This is a genomic window from Rathayibacter sp. AY1C1, from assembly GCF_002932105.1.
Classification (GTDB): domain Bacteria; phylum Actinomycetota; class Actinomycetes; order Actinomycetales; family Microbacteriaceae; genus Rathayibacter.
The window spans coordinates 1-19,437 of the sequence record NZ_PSWH01000050.1 but is presented as its reverse complement, the minus strand read 5'-3'; the positions used below and the strand labels follow the sequence as shown (position 1 = coordinate 19,437).

Genomic DNA, 19,437 nt, shown 5'->3' with positions numbered 1-19,437 from the left:
GGAGTCGCGTCAGCGGTGCCGCCGGCGGCAGCGTCGCGGTCGTAGTCGATCGCGCGCGCTTCGAGCTGGGCTGCCATGTTCGACGGACCGCTGTCGACGTCGGCCGCGCCGGAAGTTTCTCGAGCGGCGGCGTCACCGCGGGCGTCGCTGGCTCGGTCGAGCCGATCGGCTTCCGCGATGAGCTGCTGCGCCTGCGTCACCTCGGCGCCGGCACGAGCGCGCTCCGGGGCTACCGCGTCCTTCCACTCCTCGACCAGCACGGCTCGCGCAGCGGCCACGACAGCAGGGTCGGGGGTGCCGACCTGAGCGGCGTTGCTCCAGTCGATCGACGTCTGCACCCGGTAGTCCTGGAACCCGGCGGGGTCGGTGTCGCGCTTCCACTCCTCGGCCGCGGACAGCTCGATGGTCGCGATGTCGCCGGCTAAAGCAGCACGGTAGTCGGTGACAAGCGCGCGCTCCGCGTTCACGTCCGGCTCGGTGTGGTCGCCTACCTGCATGGTGAGGCGGTTGTCGTCGTGGCGGTGGTAGTGCTCCGGTGCGGAGTTCGCGGCCCATTCTTTCGCCAGGTCCAGCTCCGACTTCCCCTGCCCGGCGGCGTCGCGCAGCACGGCGGTGTCAACGCCGTAGCGCTCCATTACCTCGCGCTGCACGACGGCAGCGGCGCGTTCTGCGATCGGATCGTGACCCTTCCACGCCTGCGCCGTCTCCGCGACCTTGGCGATGTCCTGGACGCTCGCGCGTTCCCACCAGTCGGGCCGGTCGACGACCTGCAAGCTCGCTCGTGCTGCGCTTCGCTCGGCGTCGAACCGGGCCGACAGCTCGCGCGCCTGCGCCGCAGAACGGGCCTGCGCATCGCGGGCCATCTCCTCGCGCAGTCGGGCGAACTTCTCGCCCATCTGCATCGCGATCGTCAACGCGACCCTCACGTTCTGACCGACTTCCTGGCCGACCTCGTCGTCACTCATGACTTCCTCCCCCTTGCCGTCGTGAATCGTCTAGCGGCCGCGGTCGCCGCGGTCCTGACCGGGCCTCTCGCGCAGCTCTCGAGCGCGCTTCGCGAGCGTCGCTTCCTCGCTCTCCTTCTCCCGCGGAGTGAGCGTGTTCGGAACGGGGCTACCGCTTCCGAAGTTGGCCTCGGAGAGCCGGCGAATGTCTTTCAGCTCCTCGGGGAGGGCCTGCCACTTCTGCTCGTTCTCCGTCGCGCGCTGCGTCGCGACGACTCTCTGGTAGCCGTCGCGAACCTGCGACAACTGGCGGGTGAGCGTCGACGCGAGCTCGGCCGATCGTCGTGCGTCTCCGGCGGCTTTGTGAGCGCGCATGATCGCTCGGCTCGTGACGGCGAGCTGGCGGAAGAGCAGCAGCTCAGCGGCGGCGGTGTTCTTCGTTCCGGCCATCGCGAGGATCAGCGCGGTAGACGATGCGCTGGAGGGCATCCCTGCGGGCCGGGGCCGGGACTCGTCCGCGCGCAGGTGCGCCGACCGGGCGAGCGATCGCGCAGCATCCGCGAGCGGCCCGGGCGTCGGTTCCATCCGCCGCGACCACGCAGCATAGGCCCCGGCGGTTTCGCGGGCGACGTGTGCCCACGTCGCCCGATCGGAGGGGTCCACGGAGGTGATGTAGTCGTGCAGCCGGCTCATATCCGCCGCGTACGACTCGAACAGCTCGGGCGAGGGCGCGGTGACCTCACGGCCGGGATTGACGGGCTCGTACCGCCACGGATTCTTCGACGTCGCACGCCACTCCTCGGCAGCCTCCGTCGCCTTCGTGGGGTCGTCCGGCCAGCTTTCGCGCAGCCGCGGGAGGGTGAGGTCGCGGGCGAGCGTCCCTCCTCCGTGCCAGCGCACCGGCTCGTCCTTCTCGGGTCGCAACGCCACGCTGTAGCCCTGCACGACGTCGTTGCGTCCGACCGCGAACCGCGGGCGCACCAGCAGTCCCTCTTGACGCATCCGGCGCACGAACTCGCCCTCGTCCACGCTGGACGACGCGGCAGCTCGGACGCTGCGCTCCAAGCGGCGCACGTCCGGCTCGAGGGCGCTGCGCGAGCGTGCCGCCTCGCGCGCTCCGGGGACGACCCCGCGCTCCCCCAGTTCACGCCCCTCGGGGTGGAGCTGCGTCAGTCCGTGATCGCGTTCCAACTCGCGGCAGACCTTCTGACTCAGGCGCTTGTCGTAGGGGATGTGCGCCTTCGTCCCGTCCTCACGGACGAGGGAAACAGCGATGTGGATGTGGTCGTTCCCGTTCTTCGACACACCGTGACGAACGGCGACCCATCGCGCGTTCGCCTTTCCGATGTCATCGCCCGCGAAGCCCATACGCTGCACGAAATCGGTGGCGATCGCACCCCACTTCTCATCCGTCAACGAGCCCTCCTCGGCGCTGAGGGAGAGCGAGCAGTGCCACACGTGAGCGTCCTGCTTGACGACGGCCTGCTTGCCCGTCGCGGGGTCCATGATCGGCTCGCCTGTCTCGCGGTTGAACTGCTTCACGGACCGCATGACCTTCGTGCCGTAGAGCTCCGCCGGCTCGTCAAGATCACGCGCGATCGCCAACGCGGCAGCACGGTCCAGAACCTCGTACCCGTACAGCGCCATGATCGCGGAATCCCCCGCGATCAGATGCTGCTCCGTGTGCTCGTTCGAACGGCCAGGGCCGGCGAGATAGCTCATCAGCCCCCCCATCTGCGAGCCGTACGTGACGTTCGGGATCACTTGCCCGCCACCGACCGGCACGCTGCACTGATCTGCGGCACCAACGCCGCGAACTGCGCACGGAACTCCTCGACCTGCGCCGGGAACTGACCCTCGGTGTTCGCGAACCGGGCGAGCTGGTTGAGGTTCCTCGCCATGCCGCCCAAATCGGCGCGTACCTGCATCAGCTCAGCCACAACGCTCTTCCACTCCGCATCGGTACGCACCTGCGCGTTCATCGCGGACTCGAACAGCAACCGCGGGACGGTGATGTCGCCAGCCACCACAGCACGAGCCTGCAACGCCGCGTCCTCCTCGGCGGTGACGTACACGCGGTAGTACTTCTCGCGCGCGCCCTCCGTCGCGTTCTCGCGGCGCTTCCGAGCGAACAACCGTCGAGGATTCCCATCCGACACCCGAACCACCGCCCTTCCAAGCCAGCGCAGCGAACCCGCCAACCAGCGGGGACCACACGACCAGTGTGCACCCGGGCCAAGCGCAGCGCCAGCCCGGCAAGCCATTTACCAGCGGTAAACGGACAGCTTGCTCCTCCGATTGGAATCGAAAGCGCTTCGCCGCCGAAGGTGGCTGGCGCTCGATCCGCGCAGCAGGATCGGGAGTGGTGGTCGCAGCGCGACTCGTTTAACCTGGCGGCATGGCAGACAAGAGAATCGACCCGGACACCGCAGCCGCCTCCGCACGCGAACTGATCGAGCGGTCCGTCGAAGAACGGGTCGCAGCAGTGCGTGTCCTCGTCGCGGCGACCAACGACGTCGACACCGCGGACCAGGCAGCGAAGGACGCACGCGACGCCCACAGCAAAGCGTGGAACGCGGCACTCGCCTCCGGGTGGAGCGACAAGGAACTGCGCGCCACCGGAGCCCGCGCTCCCGGCACCATCGGCGCAGCTCCTCGCGCTCGACGGTCCACCCGACGTGCGACGGAGGAGACGCCTGCGCCCGCACCGGAGCACGGCGGATGATGCACGACGAGACGCGCTGGCCTGTAGCGCGTTCGTCACGTCCGGCCGTCCATCCGACGCGGCACTCTGGCCTCCGGATCGAGACCGTCAAGAGCGCTCCGCGTCCCCTTCGGGGATGACCCTCCGGGTCACACATGACGGCCTCGCCCCTCCGGCTGACGCTCTGCTTATCGGACGGATGGCCTCAGAGAATGGGCACCAGCAGCAGTGCAACCGACACGACGGGAACCCGCATGACAGCCGCATACCCGGACGACGAGCTGCGCGCGTGGGCTGCCGGTGACAACGGCCGCGAGGCAGCAACCGAACTGCTCATCCGCACCGGCCTCGCGAACGCCGACGAGCCGTGGATCCTGCACGACAACGCCTGGGACGTCTACGCCGTCGACTACGACCGCGCGCTCCACGGACGCGCCGACCTCAGCAGCGACCAGCTCGCGATCCTCGGACTCGCGAACTCCCTCGCGGAAGGCACGCACGTCTCGCTCCGCCACATCACGGAACACCTCGACTACGAACACGCGCTGCACGCACTCACCGCCATCGCGCACGCCGCCGGCTACCACCGCATCACCCGCACGATCGACAACACCGGACCCATGCCCCGCATCGTCCAACGACCGCCGCTGATCACCTGGGACGACGAACCGGAGTGAACAGCGAGCGTCGAGTAGCGTGGCAACGCGCGACGACCGCCTCGTCGCGATGGTGACCCCCGCCGAGCATCACGCTCGCGGGGGTCCTCTCGTTCAGGCGACCAGCTCGTCCCGCGTCTCGGTGAGCGTCACCCTTCGCCTTCGCCCGGTCGAGGGCGCGGTAGACGGTCGCGCGGCCCACGCCGTACTGCTCGGCCAGCTCCGCGACCGTGTTTTGACGCCGAGGACGTGCGTCAAAGCGTGATGAACGCCGGCAGCGTGTCGCTTCGAACGTTCAGCGAACCCTGCGGCACCCGATCGTCCAGCGCGACAATGACGAGAAAACCATCGACGTCTGGGCCGTTGGTTACCTTCCGGATCGCCGGCGGAACCACAGTCGGCTGCGGCGGCACAGGCGCGGTCGTTTGCTTGATGAGAGCTTGCTCGTAGGCACCGAGCCACACCACCGCGCGTCCGTGATCCTGGTTGCCCTCCACTGCGCGCCAGAGAGGCGTGGCGATCACGCTCCCCTGACGCCTCGCTTAGCGAACTGCACGTCGAGCGCAGGCTCGAAAGCGTCGGCAATCGCTCGCCCCTTGAGCTCTCCGCGACACCAGCGACGGAGTACCTCGGACATCGCCTCGACACCAACTGTCGCAAGCGTCACGTTCTCGTCTTTCGTCGCACGCTCAAACGCAAAATTGGCGACGCGCTGCAAGTGATCGACATCCCGCGCCGGAGCACCGATGAGCATCCGCTCAAGTGCGACCACGGCCTCCGAATGCGTGCTGGAGAACAGCCGCCAATCCTGGACACCTCGCGCCTTGACCATCCGGATCACGACATCCAGGAAAGCCAGCGTGTCGGTGCGTCGCTGCGCCGCCGCATCATCGCGCCGACGAGCGCGAACAGTGAGAAACGGAACGGTCGCGGTGGCAACAGCTCCCAACCCCGCACCCAACAACGCAGCAAGAGTCGGATCCACACATCGAGCGTAGCCCGCCCTTCACGAGCGCCCTCGTGACTACGACACCGACATGACGCGTCAAGCGCCCAGCTGGGGTCGGCCCCAACGCAACGCCGGGCATGCCGCACTCTGCACCCAGCGCGGAGGTGAACAAACGCCGCCGTCCCCCGAATTGTCCCCTCTTTACCCGACTGTATGCGCGCTCCTGGACGCCTACCCTGAGCGCAATCACAGCAGCCAACGTCGGCGGCTCGCGATCAATATTGGAGGAAAAATGCAACAAAGCGTTATCCACAACGATCGCAAGAAGCGCGGAAGGCTCGCCGCTCTCGCCATCGCGTTAGGGCTCGTGATCGGCACGATCGCAGCACCGGCCCCCGCCTTCGCCTACACGACCACAGGCTGCAAATGGAGCACCGGCGACCTGCGAATCGACTGGCGCTACGTGAACGGCAATTTCCGAACAGCATTCAGTTACGCGCGCAACCAGTACACGAGCGGCACGGACGTCAACCTCTCCACCGTGGACGAGAGCGGGCCGACGTTCAAGGCTCAGAACTCGAACTACGGCGCGACCGGCTACGAGGCGAACGCCAACTGGACGTGCCCCTTCGGCAGCACCAACTCCGCGACCGTGCGGATCAACCAGTACTACCTGGCCGGTCTCGAACCGGCGACGCGACTGAAGGTGGTCTGGCAGCACGAAATCGGTCACGCGCTCGGTCTTGACCATGTGACTACTCGCGCGCGAGTGATGTACACCAGCGCGTCGTCGGCCTACAGCGCTGGCGTCACCGGTCTGACCTCCGACGAGGTCACCGGCATCAACGCTCTCTACTAGGAGGACCGAATGACTCACCATCGCTTCATCAAGTCCGGCGCCGCAATCGTCGCGTTGACCATCGCTACAGCCCTGAGCGCCTGCACATCGACCACGAGCACCACCGGCGACCAGTCCGGAGCTCACGGCTCACGAGTCGAGCTGTACGCATCGGAAGCAAGCCTGTCGGAGGCCAGCTCTACCGTCGTCGTGGCAACCGTCACCGGCCAGAAGGCGGCTGCCGACATCACGCCCGAGACCGAGTTCACCGTCTCCACCCTCGACGTCATCACAGCCGCCAAGACGGATCGAGATCTTCCTCCTGGATCAACGGTGCAGGTTCGTCAGCTGGGGTCCGAAGCGCAGGAAGGTCCCGCTCCGCTGCTCATCCCCGGCGAGACCTACCTGCTCTACCTGACTCCATCAGGCCTCGAGGGCGATCTCAGCACTCAGTTCTACGTGACAGGCGGTACCGCCGGCCTCTACCGGGCGACATCCGACACGGCAGGCCGAGCGGCGGAAGGGGCAGCCCCAACGGGCTTCGCTCAGGTCGCACCCACGGAAGGCGAGGAGCTGCCGACCGACATCACCCTTGAGGAGGTGACCAGTTAGCTGCTGGACGGCCTGTTCTACCCAGGGTCACGACGACGGAGACACCCTCGCCTCGTCGTGGCCCTGACTTCTTCGCACAGCTCGATACGTCGAGTAGACGACGAAGACGATGCCGACCACCGTGATCACCAAGGCCCCGGGAACTCCTACCGCCGGTCCCGAGACACAGCTACTCATCGCAGAAGAGCCAGCCGGCGTGTCGCCACAATATCCTCGGATGTCGGCCCAGACGACAACCACCAGGGCCACTGCTACGGCCGCAGCGCCTAGCCAACGCCATCTGACGGATCTTTGCCTCATCTAGCGACGGTAACCGATGCGATCGACCGAATCGAGAACGTCCCATCCCGATTTGAGTACAGCTCACCGAAGCCACGATCCGCAACCAGGTGACCACCGCGGACATGTCATTTCGGGTACACCCCAACGCAACACCAGCGAGACCAGGCGACGCGCGTAGCAGTAGGGTCGCTTCTCCCCTGTGAATCTCGACATTTGGTGGCGGCGTTTTGATGCCGTTCCGTGTCGTGTGAGCTCAATGGTTGCGTGGGGGGTTCGTGGTGAGAGGTGAGCTAGCGGGAGGGTGCGTGCTGGCCGTCGTCGTGTGGGCGTAGAGCTATCCAGAGACCGCAGCGGCGGCACACGTACGCGGCGCCTCCGTTGAGGGCGTGGACGTGACGCCTGTTGCGGAGCTTGCCGCAGCAGGAGCAGACGACTCGGGTGTCAACGGTCATGGGAGCTGATCGTGTCGGCGGTCCCAGCCCTCCGGCAGAGGCGGTTTACGTAGGCGAACGCTGACGCGAGTGGGTCGCGTCTCGCAAGCATCGATGGGCATGGTCCGATCATCCTCCCGGCGGGTTCTCCCCGCTCGGGTCTGGTGCGGAACGGGAGCAGCTAGAGCATGGAGCCGAGGTCGGAGCCGAGGGAGGGGTAGGTGGCGGTCATCGATTTCAGCTGCCGGGTGGTGAGGCGGAGCTTGATGGCGAGACTGAGGATGTTGATCAGTTCGGCGTAGCCGGGGCCGAGGAGGTGTGCGCCGAGGATCGTGTCGGTTGCCTTGTCGATGATGATCTTCGTCGCGGCGGTCGTCTCGCCGATGCGGTAGTTGGAGTACCAGTCGCTGGTGTCGAGGTGTCGCACGGTGATGTCCGCGCCGCTGGCTCTCGCGTCGCGTTCGAGGGCGCCGACGCGGTTGAGTTCGGGGATGGTGAACACGGTGGTGGGCACGGCCGTGTAGTCGGGGGTCGTGGTGGTGCCCTTGAGCATGTTGGAGGCTGCGACCTTGCCCTCGAACACGGCGACCGGGGTCAGGGGTCTTCCTGGCGTGTCGGCGCAGTCGCCGGCCGCGTAGACCGCGGGGTTGGTGGTGCTTTGAAGGTGTCCGGTGACCGTGATTCCGCGGGGGGTGGAGGCGATGTTCGCGGCGTCCAGGTTCAGGCCGTCGAGGTTCGCCACTCGCCCGGCGCCGTGCACCACGAGGTCGGCGCCGATCACGAACGTCTCACCGTCGCGCTCGAGCGCGACGTCGAGACCCGCTGCGGTGGCAGTGACGCTGCGGATGGTGGTGGCGAGCTGCACGGAGATGCCCGTGCTCCTGGTGCGCTCCACGAGCAGGTCGACGAGGTCCGGGTCGAATTCCTTCAACGGGTGCTCGCCGTGATCGATGATCACGCAGCTCGTTCCGGCGCGGGCGGCGATGTGCGCGAACTCGAACGAGATGAACCCGCCGCCCACGAACACGATCCGCTCCGGAAGCCGGTCGAGCTCGAGGAAGTCGCTGCTGTCGATCAAGTGCTCATGCCCCGAGAACGTCAGCGGCCGCGGGCGGGCGCCGGAGGCGATGAGGAACCTCTTCGCCTGGTGTCGCGTCCCGTCGACGTCGATCTCGTTCGGGCCGGCGAACCGGGCGCTGCCGTGGAAGGTCGCGACCCCGTTCCCGACGAGCTCGTCCTCCATTCCCTGAGGGACCCCATCGGTGAATCCTCGCTTGTGGGCCATCAGCGCCGGCCAGTCGATCGACACCGCGCCCTCGGTGATGCCCTTGCCGCGCATCAGGTGGGCGGCGTCGATGACTTCCGCTCCACGCCGGAGGATCTTCTTCGGATCACAGCCCCGCAACGCGCACGTCCCTCCATAGGGAAGGGCGTCCACGATGCCCACGCGCCAGCCCTGAGCAGCGCACTTGTTCGCAGCCGTCGTGCCAGCCATCCCGGCACCGATGACGAACAGGTCGAACTCCTCGCTCATCGCATGCTCCTTCCCGCCGGCAGCGTTCGTCGCGGTCGCACTCCCCGCGCTCATGCGGCGGAGAGGGCGGAGCGCAGCTGCTCCATCGTCGGCGCGCCCGCGAGCCCGTCGGGTGTGACGTAGATGCGGCAGGCGAGCCCGATCGTCGCGTTCGAGTCGGGGAACAGGTCAGCGCCGTCCACCACCAGGCTCGGCGAACCGTGGAAACCTATCGCTTCCGCCTGCTCCACCGACTCCACCAACAACGGCGTCACAGTCAGATCGGGCCGGTCCTGAGCGAGGTCCGCGAGGCGCGCAGCGGCGACCGTCCAGTTCGGGCATCCATCGAAGTACTGCAAGGTGATTTCCACGACCCGACCGTAAACCCTGCACCCGACTACAAGGTCAAGTGGTGGAATGAGGTCATGCGAATCGGAGAACTTGCCCGCACCACCGGAGTGAGCGCACAGACGATCCGGTTCTACGAACGTCAAGGACTCCTGCCCTTCCCTGAGCGGGAGACGAACGGATACCGGCAGTACGACGACGACGACGCTTCTCGGTTGCGATTCATCCGAGCGTCCCAGACCGCCGGCCTGACCCTCACCGACATCAGCAGCGTCCTCGCCCTCCGACAGGCCGGAGAAACGCCCTGCGAGCACGTCACCACCCTGCTCACCAGCAGGCTCGATGACGTCCGCGCCCGACAGCGAGAACTCGCGATCCTGGAAACCGAGCTGGAGCACGCCCTCGACGCGAGCCGCGCACTCGACCCCGCCGACTGCACCGCCAGCAGCGTGTGCCAGATCATCACGGGCTCTCACAACGAGCTCCCGTAAACGAATGTCGGTGGCACACCGCCCAGGACCACTCCACCGTCCGGCGAGTCGTGTTCAACGGCTCGTGTCCGAGAGCTACGTACCGCGAGGCACGTCCACAGTACAGTCGGCCCATGGCATCGATCGGATACGCCCGAGTCTCGACCAGGGACCAGAACCCGGATGCGCAGACTGACGCGCTGACGGCCGCCGGCTGCGAGAAGGTGTTCGTGGAGCACGCCTCCGGGGTGCTCGCGAAGCGACCCGAGTTCGGCAAAGCGCTCGACTATCTGCGTGAGGGCGACTCCCTCGTGGTGACCAAGCTCGACCGTCTCGGCCGGTCGGTGCGGAACCTGAAAGAGGTGGCCGACGATCTGCAGCAGCGGGGGGTGGGCTTGAAGGCGCTCTCGCAAGGCATCGACACGACCACTCCCGGCGGGCGACTGTTCTTCCACATGCTCGCCGCGATCGCAGAGTTCGAACACGACCTCATCGTGGAACGCACCCACGACGGCCTCGCCGCCGCTCGCGCTCGCGGACGCAAGGGCGGCGGGCGTTTCAAGATGACGCCCACGAAGGCGAAGCAGGCTCGCGCGATGTACGACGAGAAGACCTACACGGTCCAGCAGATCGCAGACACCTTCGGTGTCTCTCGCGGCACCATCTACCGCCACCTGACCGAAGACCGCTGACGCCGAACTGCGCCACGAAGCGGCGTCAGAACGCCGCCACTGAGCGGCAACATCCACAAACGTCAGCCGCGCTACGCGGCCTCGGCCTGCTCGCAAACGATCGTTTTCAGCGAGTCCAGCCTTGCCCGGACGAGTGGAACGCTTCGGGGATGCAGATCGCGAGGCGGGTCGTTGAGTGCGACGACGAAAGACGATCGAGTCAAAGCGGCCTAGAACAGGGCTCGAAACAGCGAGACCCGAGTCGAGTCAAGCCCGCCGTCAACTCACCAGCCCATGAGTGCGATCTAACATCGGTTTCGGTCTAAAACGTTGCTGGACGAACCTCGCTGACATCGATACCTTGACGCTATGGCCCAAGCTCAAACGAAGACCGTCGTGGATCGGTCCCACCTGTACGACGTTCTTCAACTTGTCGGAGCGCTGCTGCTGGCGGTAGCCACCTTCGTCACTTGGCTGGCCACAAAGACAGACCTCGAGCTTCCCTCTCGCATCGCCGTACTTATCTGTGCCGTCTTTGTTGGCGTAGTGACCCTGCTAAAGAGCCGAAACGCATCCGCAGTCAAGCAGAAGGATGCGGCCGAGAAGCAAGATCTAGCAAAGCAGCTGGACGCAGAAAGAGTACGGACGATGGCCACGATGCATGGCGGCTTTAAGCCAGCAGCACTACTCGTTCAGACAATGGCTGGCAATTCACAGGAGCAGAGACGTTCAACCCTTGGCACTACGACGGCGGCTTTGCTGGCGACGTGGCCAAAACTCGTCAAAGCAGACTCTGTTCGAATCTCCTACTTCCGGCTTGATAATCTGGATGATATTCCCGCCGCAAGCGACGAAAGCCCCTCAACCAATCGCATTCTGAAGGCTTTCCCCTTCATTGGGGAGAAAAACAGATTGGACCGTCCTCGCGAAACCTTCACCGAGGGCGAAAGTCGAGACAATGCGATCTGGAGCGTCCTCGATACCGGTACTCCGCTGTTTGTGGAGGATCTCGCCACCACGAAACAGCCCGGAATCGATTTAGATCGCGAACGCATCTACAAGACATTCATCACCGTGGCGGTGCGGACGGATCAAGTACCGTTCGGGGTCCTGAGCGCCAACGCGACGTCGGTCGGAGATCTGACCGAACTCGACCTTCGGATGATTGAGGTGCTGGCGCACCTCCTGGCCACAGCGGAAGCGCTCGCCCTCGGGACGACGATGACCAACCGACTGCAGCAGCGAAATTCCGTACGCTCGCCGGCTCAACCGGACGGAGAAGGAGTATCGTAGCGGCTACGGAGGTCAGATTATGACGAACTTGGTCCACGAGAATGACTATGACGCCATCGCCGCTGAGGTGTCGCGTCGCATGTCGGATGCCCAGACGGAGGCGACCGAAGCCGTGCAGCGCGAGCGAAACGTCGCCTTCGAGGTGAAGCAGGTCCGCAGACGGAACCTCCTCCGTTGGCTCGACACCGAGGACGCACAGGCCTCCTAGCCCCGCGGCGGCCGAAGGCCGCCCTTTTTGTGACGAGCCTCGCCGAAGCGGCCGGTTCATCGTCGCCGGTCCGCTGGCAGCGTCTCAACGGCCGGTGGCACGGCGATACTGGCCGCAAACAGAGGGTGGCCGTAGTGCCGACCCACGCCCGTTCTGGGTTCGCACTCGCGCCCCCGCCATGCAGCCATCGCGGCGGAGCAAGCCTCCGGACCAATGACCGAGGCAATCACCTCGTCGTCGGAGCTGAGTGTTCGGCCACCCCTCACTAGAACAATGCTTTCATTTCACCCTCACCTGCGAGGCGATTTGCACTAGAGGCTTCAGCGCTTGGAACTGTGTCGTAACCAGCCGGTACAAGGTCCCAGTACCGGATGTATCGCGCACAGTCACGAGGAGGCAGAACGGAAGTGTGGACGGTCCGAGGTCGAGACTCCCGGCACGACGGGCCACATAGGACACCTCGACCCAAGGATCCTCGACTTCCCCGGGCTTGAGCTTCAACCTGGCGTGACGAAGCGTTTCCCATTTACCTTCGTCTCTCAATTGGTGCTCGGGGATGAATGCGCCTGCTCCTAACCCCGCTGTGAGAGGAGCGCCGCCTTGGGTCCAGTCATGCTCGAGAAGATCGAGCGCGGCTGGTGAGCGGTCATCAAGGATCTGATCTGCGCTTGGCTGATCCTTTGGGGCATGAAAGACGAATCGGTGCGAGTGCGGCCTCAGTACGAGATCAAGGGTGCCTCGCGTGTAGTCCGTAGGTTCCGCAGGATCGACGGACGAAGCGAACGCCAAAGTGACGCTGATTTCAACCGGCCCCTGATGCCGAGTAGGTACGGGAATCTGAAAACCGAGCGTCACGTCACGCTCGATAGAATCCACGTACAAGACGTGAGCCTCGTCCTCCGAACTCTCTAAGGCAGAGTCGAACTTTAGTGGAATTCGTCCATACCCAAACTCGGCGCGGCGCTTCTTGTACTGGGTGTGCCGCTCTGTGAAATGCGCGACAAAAGCTCGCAAGACACTGGGGGTCGGCACTGGCAGGGATGCCGCCAGTCCGGACAGCGCGTGGGTCACCAGCGGTGCAGCAAAGCTCGTGCCTTGCGACGCTCCAAAACTTCCGTCAGCACGGAGTATCGGGAAGGGCTGATCTGCCACTCCCCCGAACTGCACGCCCGTCGGCTGGATGCGATTACCTTGCCGACCCGGCCCCTTGGACGAATAAGGCGCTCGTGCCCATTTCTTTTGCGGCGCGGGCTTATCGACAGCCCCAACGCTCAATCCGTTTGCCATATCAGCTGGAGCTTCAATGCGATCAAGACCCGTAAGTTCGTCCTGGTCGCCGTGATTTCCCGCAGCAACAACGAAGAGAACATCCTTCTCCCAAGCAAGCTGGTCGAGCGTGCTGGTCCAAAGATTCGGCTCCTGGTCGTCGTCTAGCGGCTCGGCCGGACCGAGACTCAGATTCACAATCTTGTGTTCGCCCCTCTCCACAATATTTCTAATTTGATCGAGGACCCAGTAGCCGTCCGGATCGTTTTCAGCAATAGGGGGCGGGAGCACGCGGAAGCTGTCCACGGGGAGCGCAAGCTGCTCGCCCCCTTCGCCAGGGTTCGCAAGTCCGTACATCGTTGCGCCCGTAACCGCCGTTCCGTGTTGAATTGCATGGGGCGTTGACGCGGCGCTTGTCAGATCTATCGACGCATCGGGGAAGAGAGGCGTTGTGCGACCAAGGCCGCCGTCGAAGACCGCCACTCGAAACTTCTCAGATCTCGGCCGGTCGGTCGCCGCCGCCACGAACGGCGCGAAGTCCCGGAGCTGGACGCCAGGGAAAGGACGTATCTGTGGCATCGGACGGATGACCCTTAACGGATTGAACCTTCGCGCTTCGACAAGCGCCTCGGGCGGCAACTCAACCGACGTGAAGGTGAGGCCCCCTACCCTTCGGATGTATTGGTCATTAACCTTTCCGTCGAGAAGACGAATCCAATTCGACCACTTATCGAGGACAGCGTTGCCAGCGGACGCCTGAGCCCTGCCAACGCCGGGTTCGGGATGCAGAACCGCCTCCCACAGGCGAGACTCCTCGGCATAGTTCGGGGTCGCCGGCTCCGACAGAGCTATGAAATCAAACTTGATCAAGTCATCTTCCACCGCTTTCCGTTCTTCTTTCGAAGTCCCTCCGGATTGCGTCAGCTCACCAAGTTTCGCTAATCCCGAATCGTCGACAGATACGATTATCCGTCGAGTGCCGACCGTTTTTGGTTTTCGCGTTTTTGTCTTATACACGCCGACGTCGGCGCGAGAACCAACTGGAACAGCACCGATCTGGGCGAGCAAGTCTGTCGGAAAGCTCGACGCTGATATGTAGTTCGGTAGGAGTCGCGCCTCCAAGTAGACCCGGTCTGCACGCAACTCGATGGGTAGCTCCGCCACCGATTTCACGGCTTGCTCCACCATGGGCACCAGCAGTGCTCGCGCGGCATCCAGCTTTTGAGGGTTGTACTTGGTTCCGCCACCAGACTTCGGAGGGGTCACGTTAAGCCGCAAGGCCTCGCCATTTACCAGGAGAGGGTTGCCTGGTCTACTTTCAGCCATTTTCAGATCCCTTTATACGGCGCAACGCTGCTGTTACTGTTGGGTGGGTGACTCCGGCTAGTTGAGCAATTTGTCTAGCCGAGAGATTGAGGTCTTGGGACGCGATATGCCAGGCGAGGTCTCTGCTTTTACCCGACTCGGGGTTTTTGACCAGTGCCGCTCTAATGACTTCGTCATCGACCGGGGTGCCGTGCAAAACGGAGCGACGTAGGATTGTTCCCCACAGTCGGGAGAGCCCAGACCCAGTTTCGTCAGTGGTGACCTCGGCCATGACATCGATCACCTTTGACGACGCCGAGCCGTTGGCTAGATTTTGGAGAATGATCTTCCGTTCTCGTAAAGTTGGTACTTGAAGTTCGATCGACCGATCGAAGCGGCGGTTGATCGCCGGATCCAGCAATTGTGGATGGTTTGTCGCCGCAACGAGCAAGCTGGTACTGGACCATTTGTCTAGTTCTACAAGAAGAACGTTCACGATGCGCTTCAACTCACCGACGTCAGTATCGTCGTCGCGACGCTTTGCGACTGCGTCAAATTCATCAAGCAGAAGCACGCACGGCCCGGATTGTGCATATTCGAGCACCGACTTTATATTTCGGCCGGATGAGCCGAGATAGCTAGAGACGACCGATGCAAGATCGAGTGAGACGAGGGGCACTCCGATCTTCTCCGCCAGCCATCGCGCTGCGAGGGTCTTGCCCACTCCAGGCTCACCGCTCAGCAGAAGCGCGCGCGTCGGAGTGATTCCCGCTCGCTCCAGTTCGTCGCTTCGTTCGCGTTCCGCGACGATCTCCTCGAGTTCGCTCATCGCGGCGGGCGCGAGAACGAGAGCCGCACCTGACGGGTTCGGGTCAACGTCGACCAGTGTGTTCGTCTCGGCGTCCTGCGGGACCTCGCCGGGGGCGAAACGGAGAGCGTGAGCCGGCGACGCAGCACTCAGGACCTCTCGCAGCATGCCGCGAAACTCTTCCGACTCGTGCACCTCGGGTGGAAGCGATCGCAGTAGCCGGGATGCGATCTGCCGGACTCCTGGGCCGTAGCCGGCCATGCCGACCCGCACGAGGTCGATCAGCGCATCCTGGAGACCACCCTCATGCTGGTAATTTGTTCGCGTCTTCGCTGCCATGTATCCATGCTACATCTGCGTCACCGCGGGAAGGTTGGGCTTGGGTGGAAAGGTGTGCGTCGACTTGCGCACGATTTACCACCGCGCTACGCTGATGATGTACGAACAAAAAAGGGCCAACCGCGCGAACGGTTGACCCTGCAAGTCCTGAGCGTAGTCAGATCTCGACAGACACAGACTACTGGGGTTCTCAGCCGTCGCACGACGGCTCTCCACTCAGGCTCAGCTCCTGAGAGGAGTCGACATGGCAACCAGGCGCGTTGTGCGGATCGTCCGCACGAAGCCCGTCAAGGTGCCGGTGCGCGTGACCATCACGACGACCGTGCGCCGAACCAAGTGATGAGAACCAGCGGGGTACTACCCGCCAACCAGGAAAGGAGCCTCCCATGGGTCGCTCAGTAAGCCGCTCCGCTTCGTCTGGCCGCTTCGTGAGCAAGACGTCGGCCGCTCGTCGGCCGAGCAGAACCACCACGGAGCGCGTCGGGTCGGGAACCGGGGCCTCGAAGCTCGTCCACCGCTCGGCGTCGACGGGAAAGTTCGTGACTAAGCACACGGCGAGCCGGAACCCTGGCGGAACAATCAGCCAGACCGTTTAGCGATCACAAAAGGGGCGGAGCGCCGTTAGGCGTTTCGCCCCTTTTGCATGCGAAGGGAGATATCTTTCTAGGACGACGAAGGCATAAGATCACTGGCCGCGCTGTATTCAAATGTTCAGCCTTACTGACGCATTGTGGTCGACCCACTGCGTGACAGGCCACCGCAGATCACACATTTCACCGATACCAGTGAAACACCCTGCGACTGGGACCGCCAGCCAACGTAACGGACCCGCTCGAACGCGCACGTTCGGTTAGTTAGGGCGTCTCCTAGCCCTTTGCAACTCGTTCCGCCTCGGTGCGATAGTGCTCAGCAGCGTCTCTCAGTGCATCAAGTTGCCGAACTTCCCACTCCCGCCCACCCGGCGCGGCGCCCGACGTTAGCTCGTTATAGAGCGCGTCTCGCAACGCAATAACCAGAGCGACCGCAAGTTCAGCTCGCTGGACGAAGTCGCTGAGCTCTCCTACGGCCTGCGTCGCGTGCCCGGCAACTCGCGCAATAATTTCTTGGTCAGTGAAAGGTGTCATGTTGTGGATTTTCCTACATGGCAGGCGCCCACGCAAGAATCAGGTTCCGAGGAGAGACGCGCGCAGCCTCCACTCCGTAGCGATCGCTTGATCCGCACGATGTTCTCGGTGCACAGCATGGGTCAGTCGCTTCGTACCAGCCAACTGGTATAAACGAATCGATCGTTCTTTCCCTCTGTTTGGAGATACCCTGATGGCACAGAAGCTGACTCTCATCGATGACCTGGACGGCTCTGCGATCGAGGATGACGGTGGAACCGTCGCCTTCTCGATCGATGGCGCGAACTACGAGATTGATCTGTCGGCGGAGAACGCCGCCAAACTGAGCGACGTGTTCGACAAGTACATCACCGCCGGCCGCCGCGTGCGCCGGGACAGCAACGCCGACTCCTCGTCTCACACTCGCGGGAAGAGCGACCCCGAGCGGTTGAAGGCGATTCGGGAGTGGGCGGCCGAGAACGGCCACGAGGTCTCTCCCCGCGGCCGCATCTCAGCACAGGTGGTCGAAGCGTACGAAGCCGCGCACTAGCGCGGCGCTACCGTGGACGCTCCGATGAGCGTCGAGCGGGAGGTGAGCCGGTGAGTGCCGTACGGCAGATGACAGCCCTGCACCGCGGACCGTGGGGCCGGCTCGGCGGGCTGATCGCGGCGGCTGAGGACGGTAGCGATCGTGAGCGCGTGCGCTCGGCGGTCGCGCGGTCGGTGTTCTCGCGCGGCGGGAAAATGGTCCGCTACTCCCCTGCCGCGGCCGCCTTCGGGGACGGTGACGAGTGGGTCGACCCGTCGACGGAGCTGCTGGCGTTCGTCGCGCATCAGTACTCGGTGGCGGAGGGGTTTCTGACGGGCGCCGATGACAACGAGCTGCGCGATGTGGCGCTGCATCGGGCTCTGGACGAACGGCACCTGCGCGGCACGCCGGTCCCGGAGTCGCTCACGGTGACGACTCGATGCCCGACGCTCGCGGGCGAGCTGGGCGACGCCGGCTATGCCGGGGCGGCACTTCGCGCAGCGGAGCGCCGCTCGCAGTTCTCCGCGATCCCGTACGCGGTGGCGAGCCTGGTGCTCCCGGCGCTTCTAACGGTGGCGAGCTTCGGCGCCGCCGTCGAGGGCTGGCAGTGGTTCCTCTCGATCTTCTTCCTCGCCTGCACGCTGGGCAGCGTGTCGCTGTGGACGGTGCGGGTGGTGACAGCGGTGCAGTTCTTCCGCCTGCCGCCGGCCGCGGCGCAGGCGTGTGCGGATCTGCTGATGAAAGAGGCGGTCGCGACGTACTTCCACGACCTGTACACGGACGGCTACCTGCCGCGGGCGTGGTTCCACGACATCTTCTGCCGGAACCTGCCGATCACCCGTCTGGCGTGGGACCGGCTGGGTACTGGAACTCTGTCGCGGGCGATGCTGACGGAGAGCGCGATGCGCCGGTTCCCGGCGATGCGGCGGACGCAGCGCCGCCGGCAGCCGGCCTCGGCAGGGCGATGACTCGCACTCGCGCCGAGGACGGCCGGCGGTCCCTCGGCCAATCGGGGCGAATGGCGGGGTCCGCCGCAGCGGAGCAGGGGCGTTGAGCCGCTCGACGCGGCAAGGGTCAGCGTAAGACGGCCCGCGTGTTGGGGGCAGTCCCAGTCGGCGGTGTCACAGTGACGCCATGACCACTCCCCGCACTCCCCTGGCTCGAGCTGCGTTGATCAGCAACGGCATGGTCTGGTTCGGGCTGTCGCTGATGCTCTTCGCGATTGCCGGCGAGCAGACGTACGCGGCGTTCACGGGGCAGTGGTTCAACGTCCTCGGCTGGGTCCTCCTCGTCGCCGTCGCGACCTGCCTCGCCGTCGTGGGCGTGATCGAGAACCGCAACATCCGCTCGGGCAAGAAGCGCAAGCCGCGCCCACGGCCCCGCGCCTGACCCTGCTTCATCTCCTTCCTTACTCGTTCACTCTCAGGAGTGAATGAGCTGGCTGGGGGGCGAGGGGGTCTCCCCCTCGTGCGGGCCGACCCGTTTCGGGTCGGCCCGCACCGCGGCCGGAGGGCGGCGGGGACCGGCGCGAGCCGGTCCCCGCCGGATGGGGCTAGCTGAGCCCTGCGGCGTCGGCGGGGGTGCTGTCGCCGGTGACGACCTGCTCGACCGGGGAGAGCGCGTAACCCCAGGCCGCGAGCTGGCGGAAGTGCTCGGCCGTGCGCTCGTCGCCGCGACGCCAGGACTCCTTGCTCGTGTGCGCCTCCTGACCTCCGAGCACGACGGCCAGCGCGACCAGGCGGGCCTTCGCGGGGTTCGCCTCGACGAGCGCTGCGAGGGCGTCGGCGCGGTAGCCGGAGGGACGCTCGATGCGCAGCAGCGTGTGCGCGAGGTCGCTGCCGCCCGTCATCCCGGAGGACACCGCGAACCGGTGAGCGGTGAGACCGAGGGCGATGACGCGATCCGCGTCCTTGGGGAGGGTCTTGCGGGCGAGGAAGGTCGCGATCCACTCGCGGCGCACCTTCTCGGCCGCGCTCCACGCCTTGTTGTTGGCGATGAGCACTTTGCGCTCCGCGGACTTCTCGGCGCGCTCCTCCTCGGCCTCCTCCTCGGTCTGCGGCTGCTCGGGGGCTCCGTAGGCGTAGGTGAATCCGGCGGCGGTGGGGTCCTGAACCAGGAGCGTGACCTCGACCTCGCCGCGCCAGCTGGTGTCGATGAGCACTCCGCGG

Annotated in this window: 21 protein-coding genes and 1 pseudogene; 11 read left to right on the top strand and 11 right to left on the bottom strand. The window is 65.0% G+C overall.

All coding sequences use genetic code 11. From position 1 onward, the window contains the following. The 3 genes from C5C71_RS16415 to mobC form a co-directional block, all read right to left on the bottom strand. Positions 1 to 965, bottom strand: a 965-nt coding sequence (locus C5C71_RS16415; RefSeq protein WP_104338106.1) for a hypothetical protein, incomplete at its 3' end; no start/stop codon positions are given. A gap of 30 nt (positions 966 to 995) precedes the next feature. Continuing rightward, positions 996 to 2,708 (bottom strand): relaxase/mobilization nuclease domain-containing protein, encoded by a 1,713-nt coding sequence (locus C5C71_RS16410; RefSeq protein ID WP_146084515.1) that lies wholly within the window; start codon positions 2,706 to 2,708, stop codon positions 996 to 998. Beyond that, the gene (mobC, locus tag C5C71_RS16405; RefSeq protein ID WP_181065749.1) at positions 2,705 to 3,079 is read right to left on the bottom strand and encodes a plasmid mobilization relaxosome protein MobC; all 375 of its coding nucleotides are present in this window, start codon (positions 3,077 to 3,079) and stop codon (positions 2,705 to 2,707) included. Before mobC ends, C5C71_RS16410 begins: the two co-directional genes overlap by 4 nt. 263 nt (positions 3,080 to 3,342) lie before the next feature. Here mobC and C5C71_RS16400 point away from each other — a divergent pair, with 263 nt between their 5' ends. After that, complete coding sequence (locus tag C5C71_RS16400) at positions 3,343 to 3,669, top strand: hypothetical protein (RefSeq protein ID WP_146084514.1); 327 nt, start codon at positions 3,343 to 3,345, stop codon at positions 3,667 to 3,669. Positions 3,670 to 3,902: 233 nt separating this feature from the next. Next, positions 3,903 to 4,325 (top strand): hypothetical protein, encoded by a 423-nt coding sequence (locus C5C71_RS16395; RefSeq protein WP_104338102.1) that lies wholly within the window; start codon positions 3,903 to 3,905, stop codon positions 4,323 to 4,325. Here the strand turns inward: C5C71_RS16395 and C5C71_RS16390 are convergent. From C5C71_RS16390 to C5C71_RS16380, 3 genes are read right to left on the bottom strand one after another with little or no spacing between them, the layout of a single operon-like run. After that, positions 4,300 to 4,524: a hypothetical protein gene (locus tag C5C71_RS16390; protein WP_104338101.1), complete on the bottom strand. Its 225-nt coding sequence runs from the start codon at positions 4,522 to 4,524 to the stop codon at positions 4,300 to 4,302. The two genes, C5C71_RS16395 and C5C71_RS16390, sit on opposite strands and share 26 nt — an antisense overlap. Positions 4,525 to 4,558: 34 nt before the next feature. After that, positions 4,559 to 4,828: a hypothetical protein gene (locus tag C5C71_RS16385; RefSeq protein WP_146084513.1), complete on the bottom strand. Its 270-nt coding sequence runs from the start codon at positions 4,826 to 4,828 to the stop codon at positions 4,559 to 4,561. After that, positions 4,825 to 5,289, bottom strand: a complete 465-nt coding sequence (locus C5C71_RS16380; RefSeq protein WP_146084512.1) for a hypothetical protein — start codon at positions 5,287 to 5,289, stop codon at positions 4,825 to 4,827. Before C5C71_RS16380 ends, C5C71_RS16385 begins: the two co-directional genes overlap by 4 nt. Before the next feature lie 256 nt (positions 5,290 to 5,545). On the opposite strand from C5C71_RS16380, the gene C5C71_RS16375 reads away from it, so the two are divergent. Both C5C71_RS16375 and C5C71_RS16370 read left to right on the top strand, forming a co-directional pair. After that, positions 5,546 to 6,112, top strand: a complete 567-nt coding sequence (locus C5C71_RS16375; protein WP_181065747.1) for a matrixin family metalloprotease — start codon at positions 5,546 to 5,548, stop codon at positions 6,110 to 6,112. A gap of 9 nt (positions 6,113 to 6,121) precedes the next feature. Continuing rightward, on the top strand, positions 6,122 to 6,703 hold the full coding sequence (locus C5C71_RS16370) for a hypothetical protein (RefSeq protein ID WP_104338097.1): 582 nt from the start codon (positions 6,122 to 6,124) through the stop codon (positions 6,701 to 6,703). 894 nt (positions 6,704 to 7,597) lie between these two features. Here the strand turns inward: C5C71_RS16370 and C5C71_RS16365 are convergent. Both C5C71_RS16365 and C5C71_RS18015 read right to left on the bottom strand, forming a co-directional pair. Next, complete coding sequence (locus C5C71_RS16365) at positions 7,598 to 8,950, bottom strand: NAD(P)/FAD-dependent oxidoreductase (RefSeq protein WP_104338096.1); 1,353 nt, start codon at positions 8,948 to 8,950, stop codon at positions 7,598 to 7,600. Between the two features lie 50 nt (positions 8,951 to 9,000). Continuing rightward, positions 9,001 to 9,135 (bottom strand): hypothetical protein, encoded by a 135-nt coding sequence (locus tag C5C71_RS18015; RefSeq protein ID WP_258068755.1) that lies wholly within the window; start codon positions 9,133 to 9,135, stop codon positions 9,001 to 9,003. A gap of 15 nt (positions 9,136 to 9,150) precedes the next feature. Here C5C71_RS18015 and C5C71_RS16355 point away from each other — a divergent pair, with 15 nt between their 5' ends. The 4 genes from C5C71_RS16355 to C5C71_RS16340 all read left to right on the top strand — a co-directional run bounded on the left by C5C71_RS16355 (position 9,151) and on the right by C5C71_RS16340 (position 11,919). Beyond that, positions 9,151 to 9,768 (top strand): heavy metal-responsive transcriptional regulator, encoded by a 618-nt coding sequence (locus C5C71_RS16355; RefSeq protein ID WP_258068754.1) that lies wholly within the window; start codon positions 9,151 to 9,153, stop codon positions 9,766 to 9,768. 113 nt (positions 9,769 to 9,881) lie between these two features. Continuing rightward, positions 9,882 to 10,439 (top strand): recombinase family protein, encoded by a 558-nt coding sequence (locus C5C71_RS16350; protein WP_104338094.1) that lies wholly within the window; start codon positions 9,882 to 9,884, stop codon positions 10,437 to 10,439. 348 nt (positions 10,440 to 10,787) lie between these two features. After that, a complete protein-coding gene (locus C5C71_RS17390; RefSeq protein ID WP_146084511.1) occupies positions 10,788 to 11,711 on the top strand; it encodes a GAF domain-containing protein in 924 nt (307 codons plus the stop codon). A 19-nt stretch (positions 11,712 to 11,730) separates the two neighbouring features. Beyond that, on the top strand, positions 11,731 to 11,919 hold the full coding sequence (locus C5C71_RS16340; protein WP_104338092.1) for a hypothetical protein: 189 nt from the start codon (positions 11,731 to 11,733) through the stop codon (positions 11,917 to 11,919). A 279-nt stretch (positions 11,920 to 12,198) separates the two neighbouring features. Here C5C71_RS16340 and C5C71_RS16335 read toward each other — a convergent pair whose 3' ends face one another. Beyond that, positions 12,199 to 14,511 (bottom strand): S8 family peptidase, encoded by a 2,313-nt coding sequence (locus C5C71_RS16335; protein WP_104338091.1) that lies wholly within the window; start codon positions 14,509 to 14,511, stop codon positions 12,199 to 12,201. Next, complete coding sequence (locus tag C5C71_RS16330) at positions 14,504 to 15,637, bottom strand: AAA family ATPase (RefSeq protein WP_104338090.1); 1,134 nt, start codon at positions 15,635 to 15,637, stop codon at positions 14,504 to 14,506. The genes C5C71_RS16335 and C5C71_RS16330 overlap by 8 nt, the downstream gene beginning before the upstream one ends. Positions 15,638 to 16,954: 1,317 nt before the next feature. Here C5C71_RS16330 and C5C71_RS16320 point away from each other — a divergent pair. The 3 genes from C5C71_RS16320 to C5C71_RS16310 all read left to right on the top strand — a co-directional run bounded on the left by C5C71_RS16320 (position 16,955) and on the right by C5C71_RS16310 (position 18,658). Then, a complete protein-coding gene (locus tag C5C71_RS16320) occupies positions 16,955 to 17,290 on the top strand; it encodes an Lsr2 family protein (protein ID WP_104338089.1) in 336 nt (111 codons plus the stop codon). Positions 17,291 to 17,358: 68 nt separating this feature from the next. Then, entirely contained in the window at positions 17,359 to 18,237 is an 879-nt protein-coding gene (locus tag C5C71_RS16315) for a hypothetical protein (protein ID WP_104338088.1), read from the top strand. A gap of 166 nt (positions 18,238 to 18,403) precedes the next feature. After that, on the top strand, positions 18,404 to 18,658 hold the full coding sequence (locus tag C5C71_RS16310; RefSeq protein ID WP_146084510.1) for a hypothetical protein: 255 nt from the start codon (positions 18,404 to 18,406) through the stop codon (positions 18,656 to 18,658). 163 nt (positions 18,659 to 18,821) lie between these two features. Here the strand turns inward: C5C71_RS16310 and C5C71_RS17720 are convergent. Next, positions 18,822 to 19,437 (bottom strand): annotated as a pseudogene (locus C5C71_RS17720) (chromosome partitioning protein); the annotation flags it as partial.

Coding starts and splice junctions, on each gene's coding strand:
- C5C71_RS16310 (WP_146084510.1), top strand. CDS start 18,404: ATGACCACTCCCCGCACTCCCCTGGCTCGAGCTGCGTTGATCAGCAAC.
- C5C71_RS17390 (WP_146084511.1), top strand. CDS start 10,788: ATGGCCCAAGCTCAAACGAAGACCGTCGTGGATCGGTCCCACCTGTAC.
- C5C71_RS16350 (WP_104338094.1), top strand. CDS start 9,882: ATGGCATCGATCGGATACGCCCGAGTCTCGACCAGGGACCAGAACCCG.
- C5C71_RS16375 (WP_181065747.1), top strand. CDS start 5,546: ATGCAACAAAGCGTTATCCACAACGATCGCAAGAAGCGCGGAAGGCTC.
- C5C71_RS16330 (WP_104338090.1), bottom strand. CDS start 15,637: ATGGCAGCGAAGACGCGAACAAATTACCAGCATGAGGGTGGTCTCCAG.
- C5C71_RS16340 (WP_104338092.1), top strand. CDS start 11,731: ATGACGAACTTGGTCCACGAGAATGACTATGACGCCATCGCCGCTGAG.
- C5C71_RS16335 (WP_104338091.1), bottom strand. CDS start 14,511: ATGGCTGAAAGTAGACCAGGCAACCCTCTCCTGGTAAATGGCGAGGCC.
- C5C71_RS16400 (WP_146084514.1), top strand. CDS start 3,343: ATGGCAGACAAGAGAATCGACCCGGACACCGCAGCCGCCTCCGCACGC.
- C5C71_RS16315 (WP_104338088.1), top strand. CDS start 17,359: ATGACAGCCCTGCACCGCGGACCGTGGGGCCGGCTCGGCGGGCTGATC.
- C5C71_RS16395 (WP_104338102.1), top strand. CDS start 3,903: ATGACAGCCGCATACCCGGACGACGAGCTGCGCGCGTGGGCTGCCGGT.
- C5C71_RS16365 (WP_104338096.1), bottom strand. CDS start 8,950: ATGAGCGAGGAGTTCGACCTGTTCGTCATCGGTGCCGGGATGGCTGGC.
- C5C71_RS16320 (WP_104338089.1), top strand. CDS start 16,955: ATGGCACAGAAGCTGACTCTCATCGATGACCTGGACGGCTCTGCGATC.
- C5C71_RS16370 (WP_104338097.1), top strand. CDS start 6,122: ATGACTCACCATCGCTTCATCAAGTCCGGCGCCGCAATCGTCGCGTTG.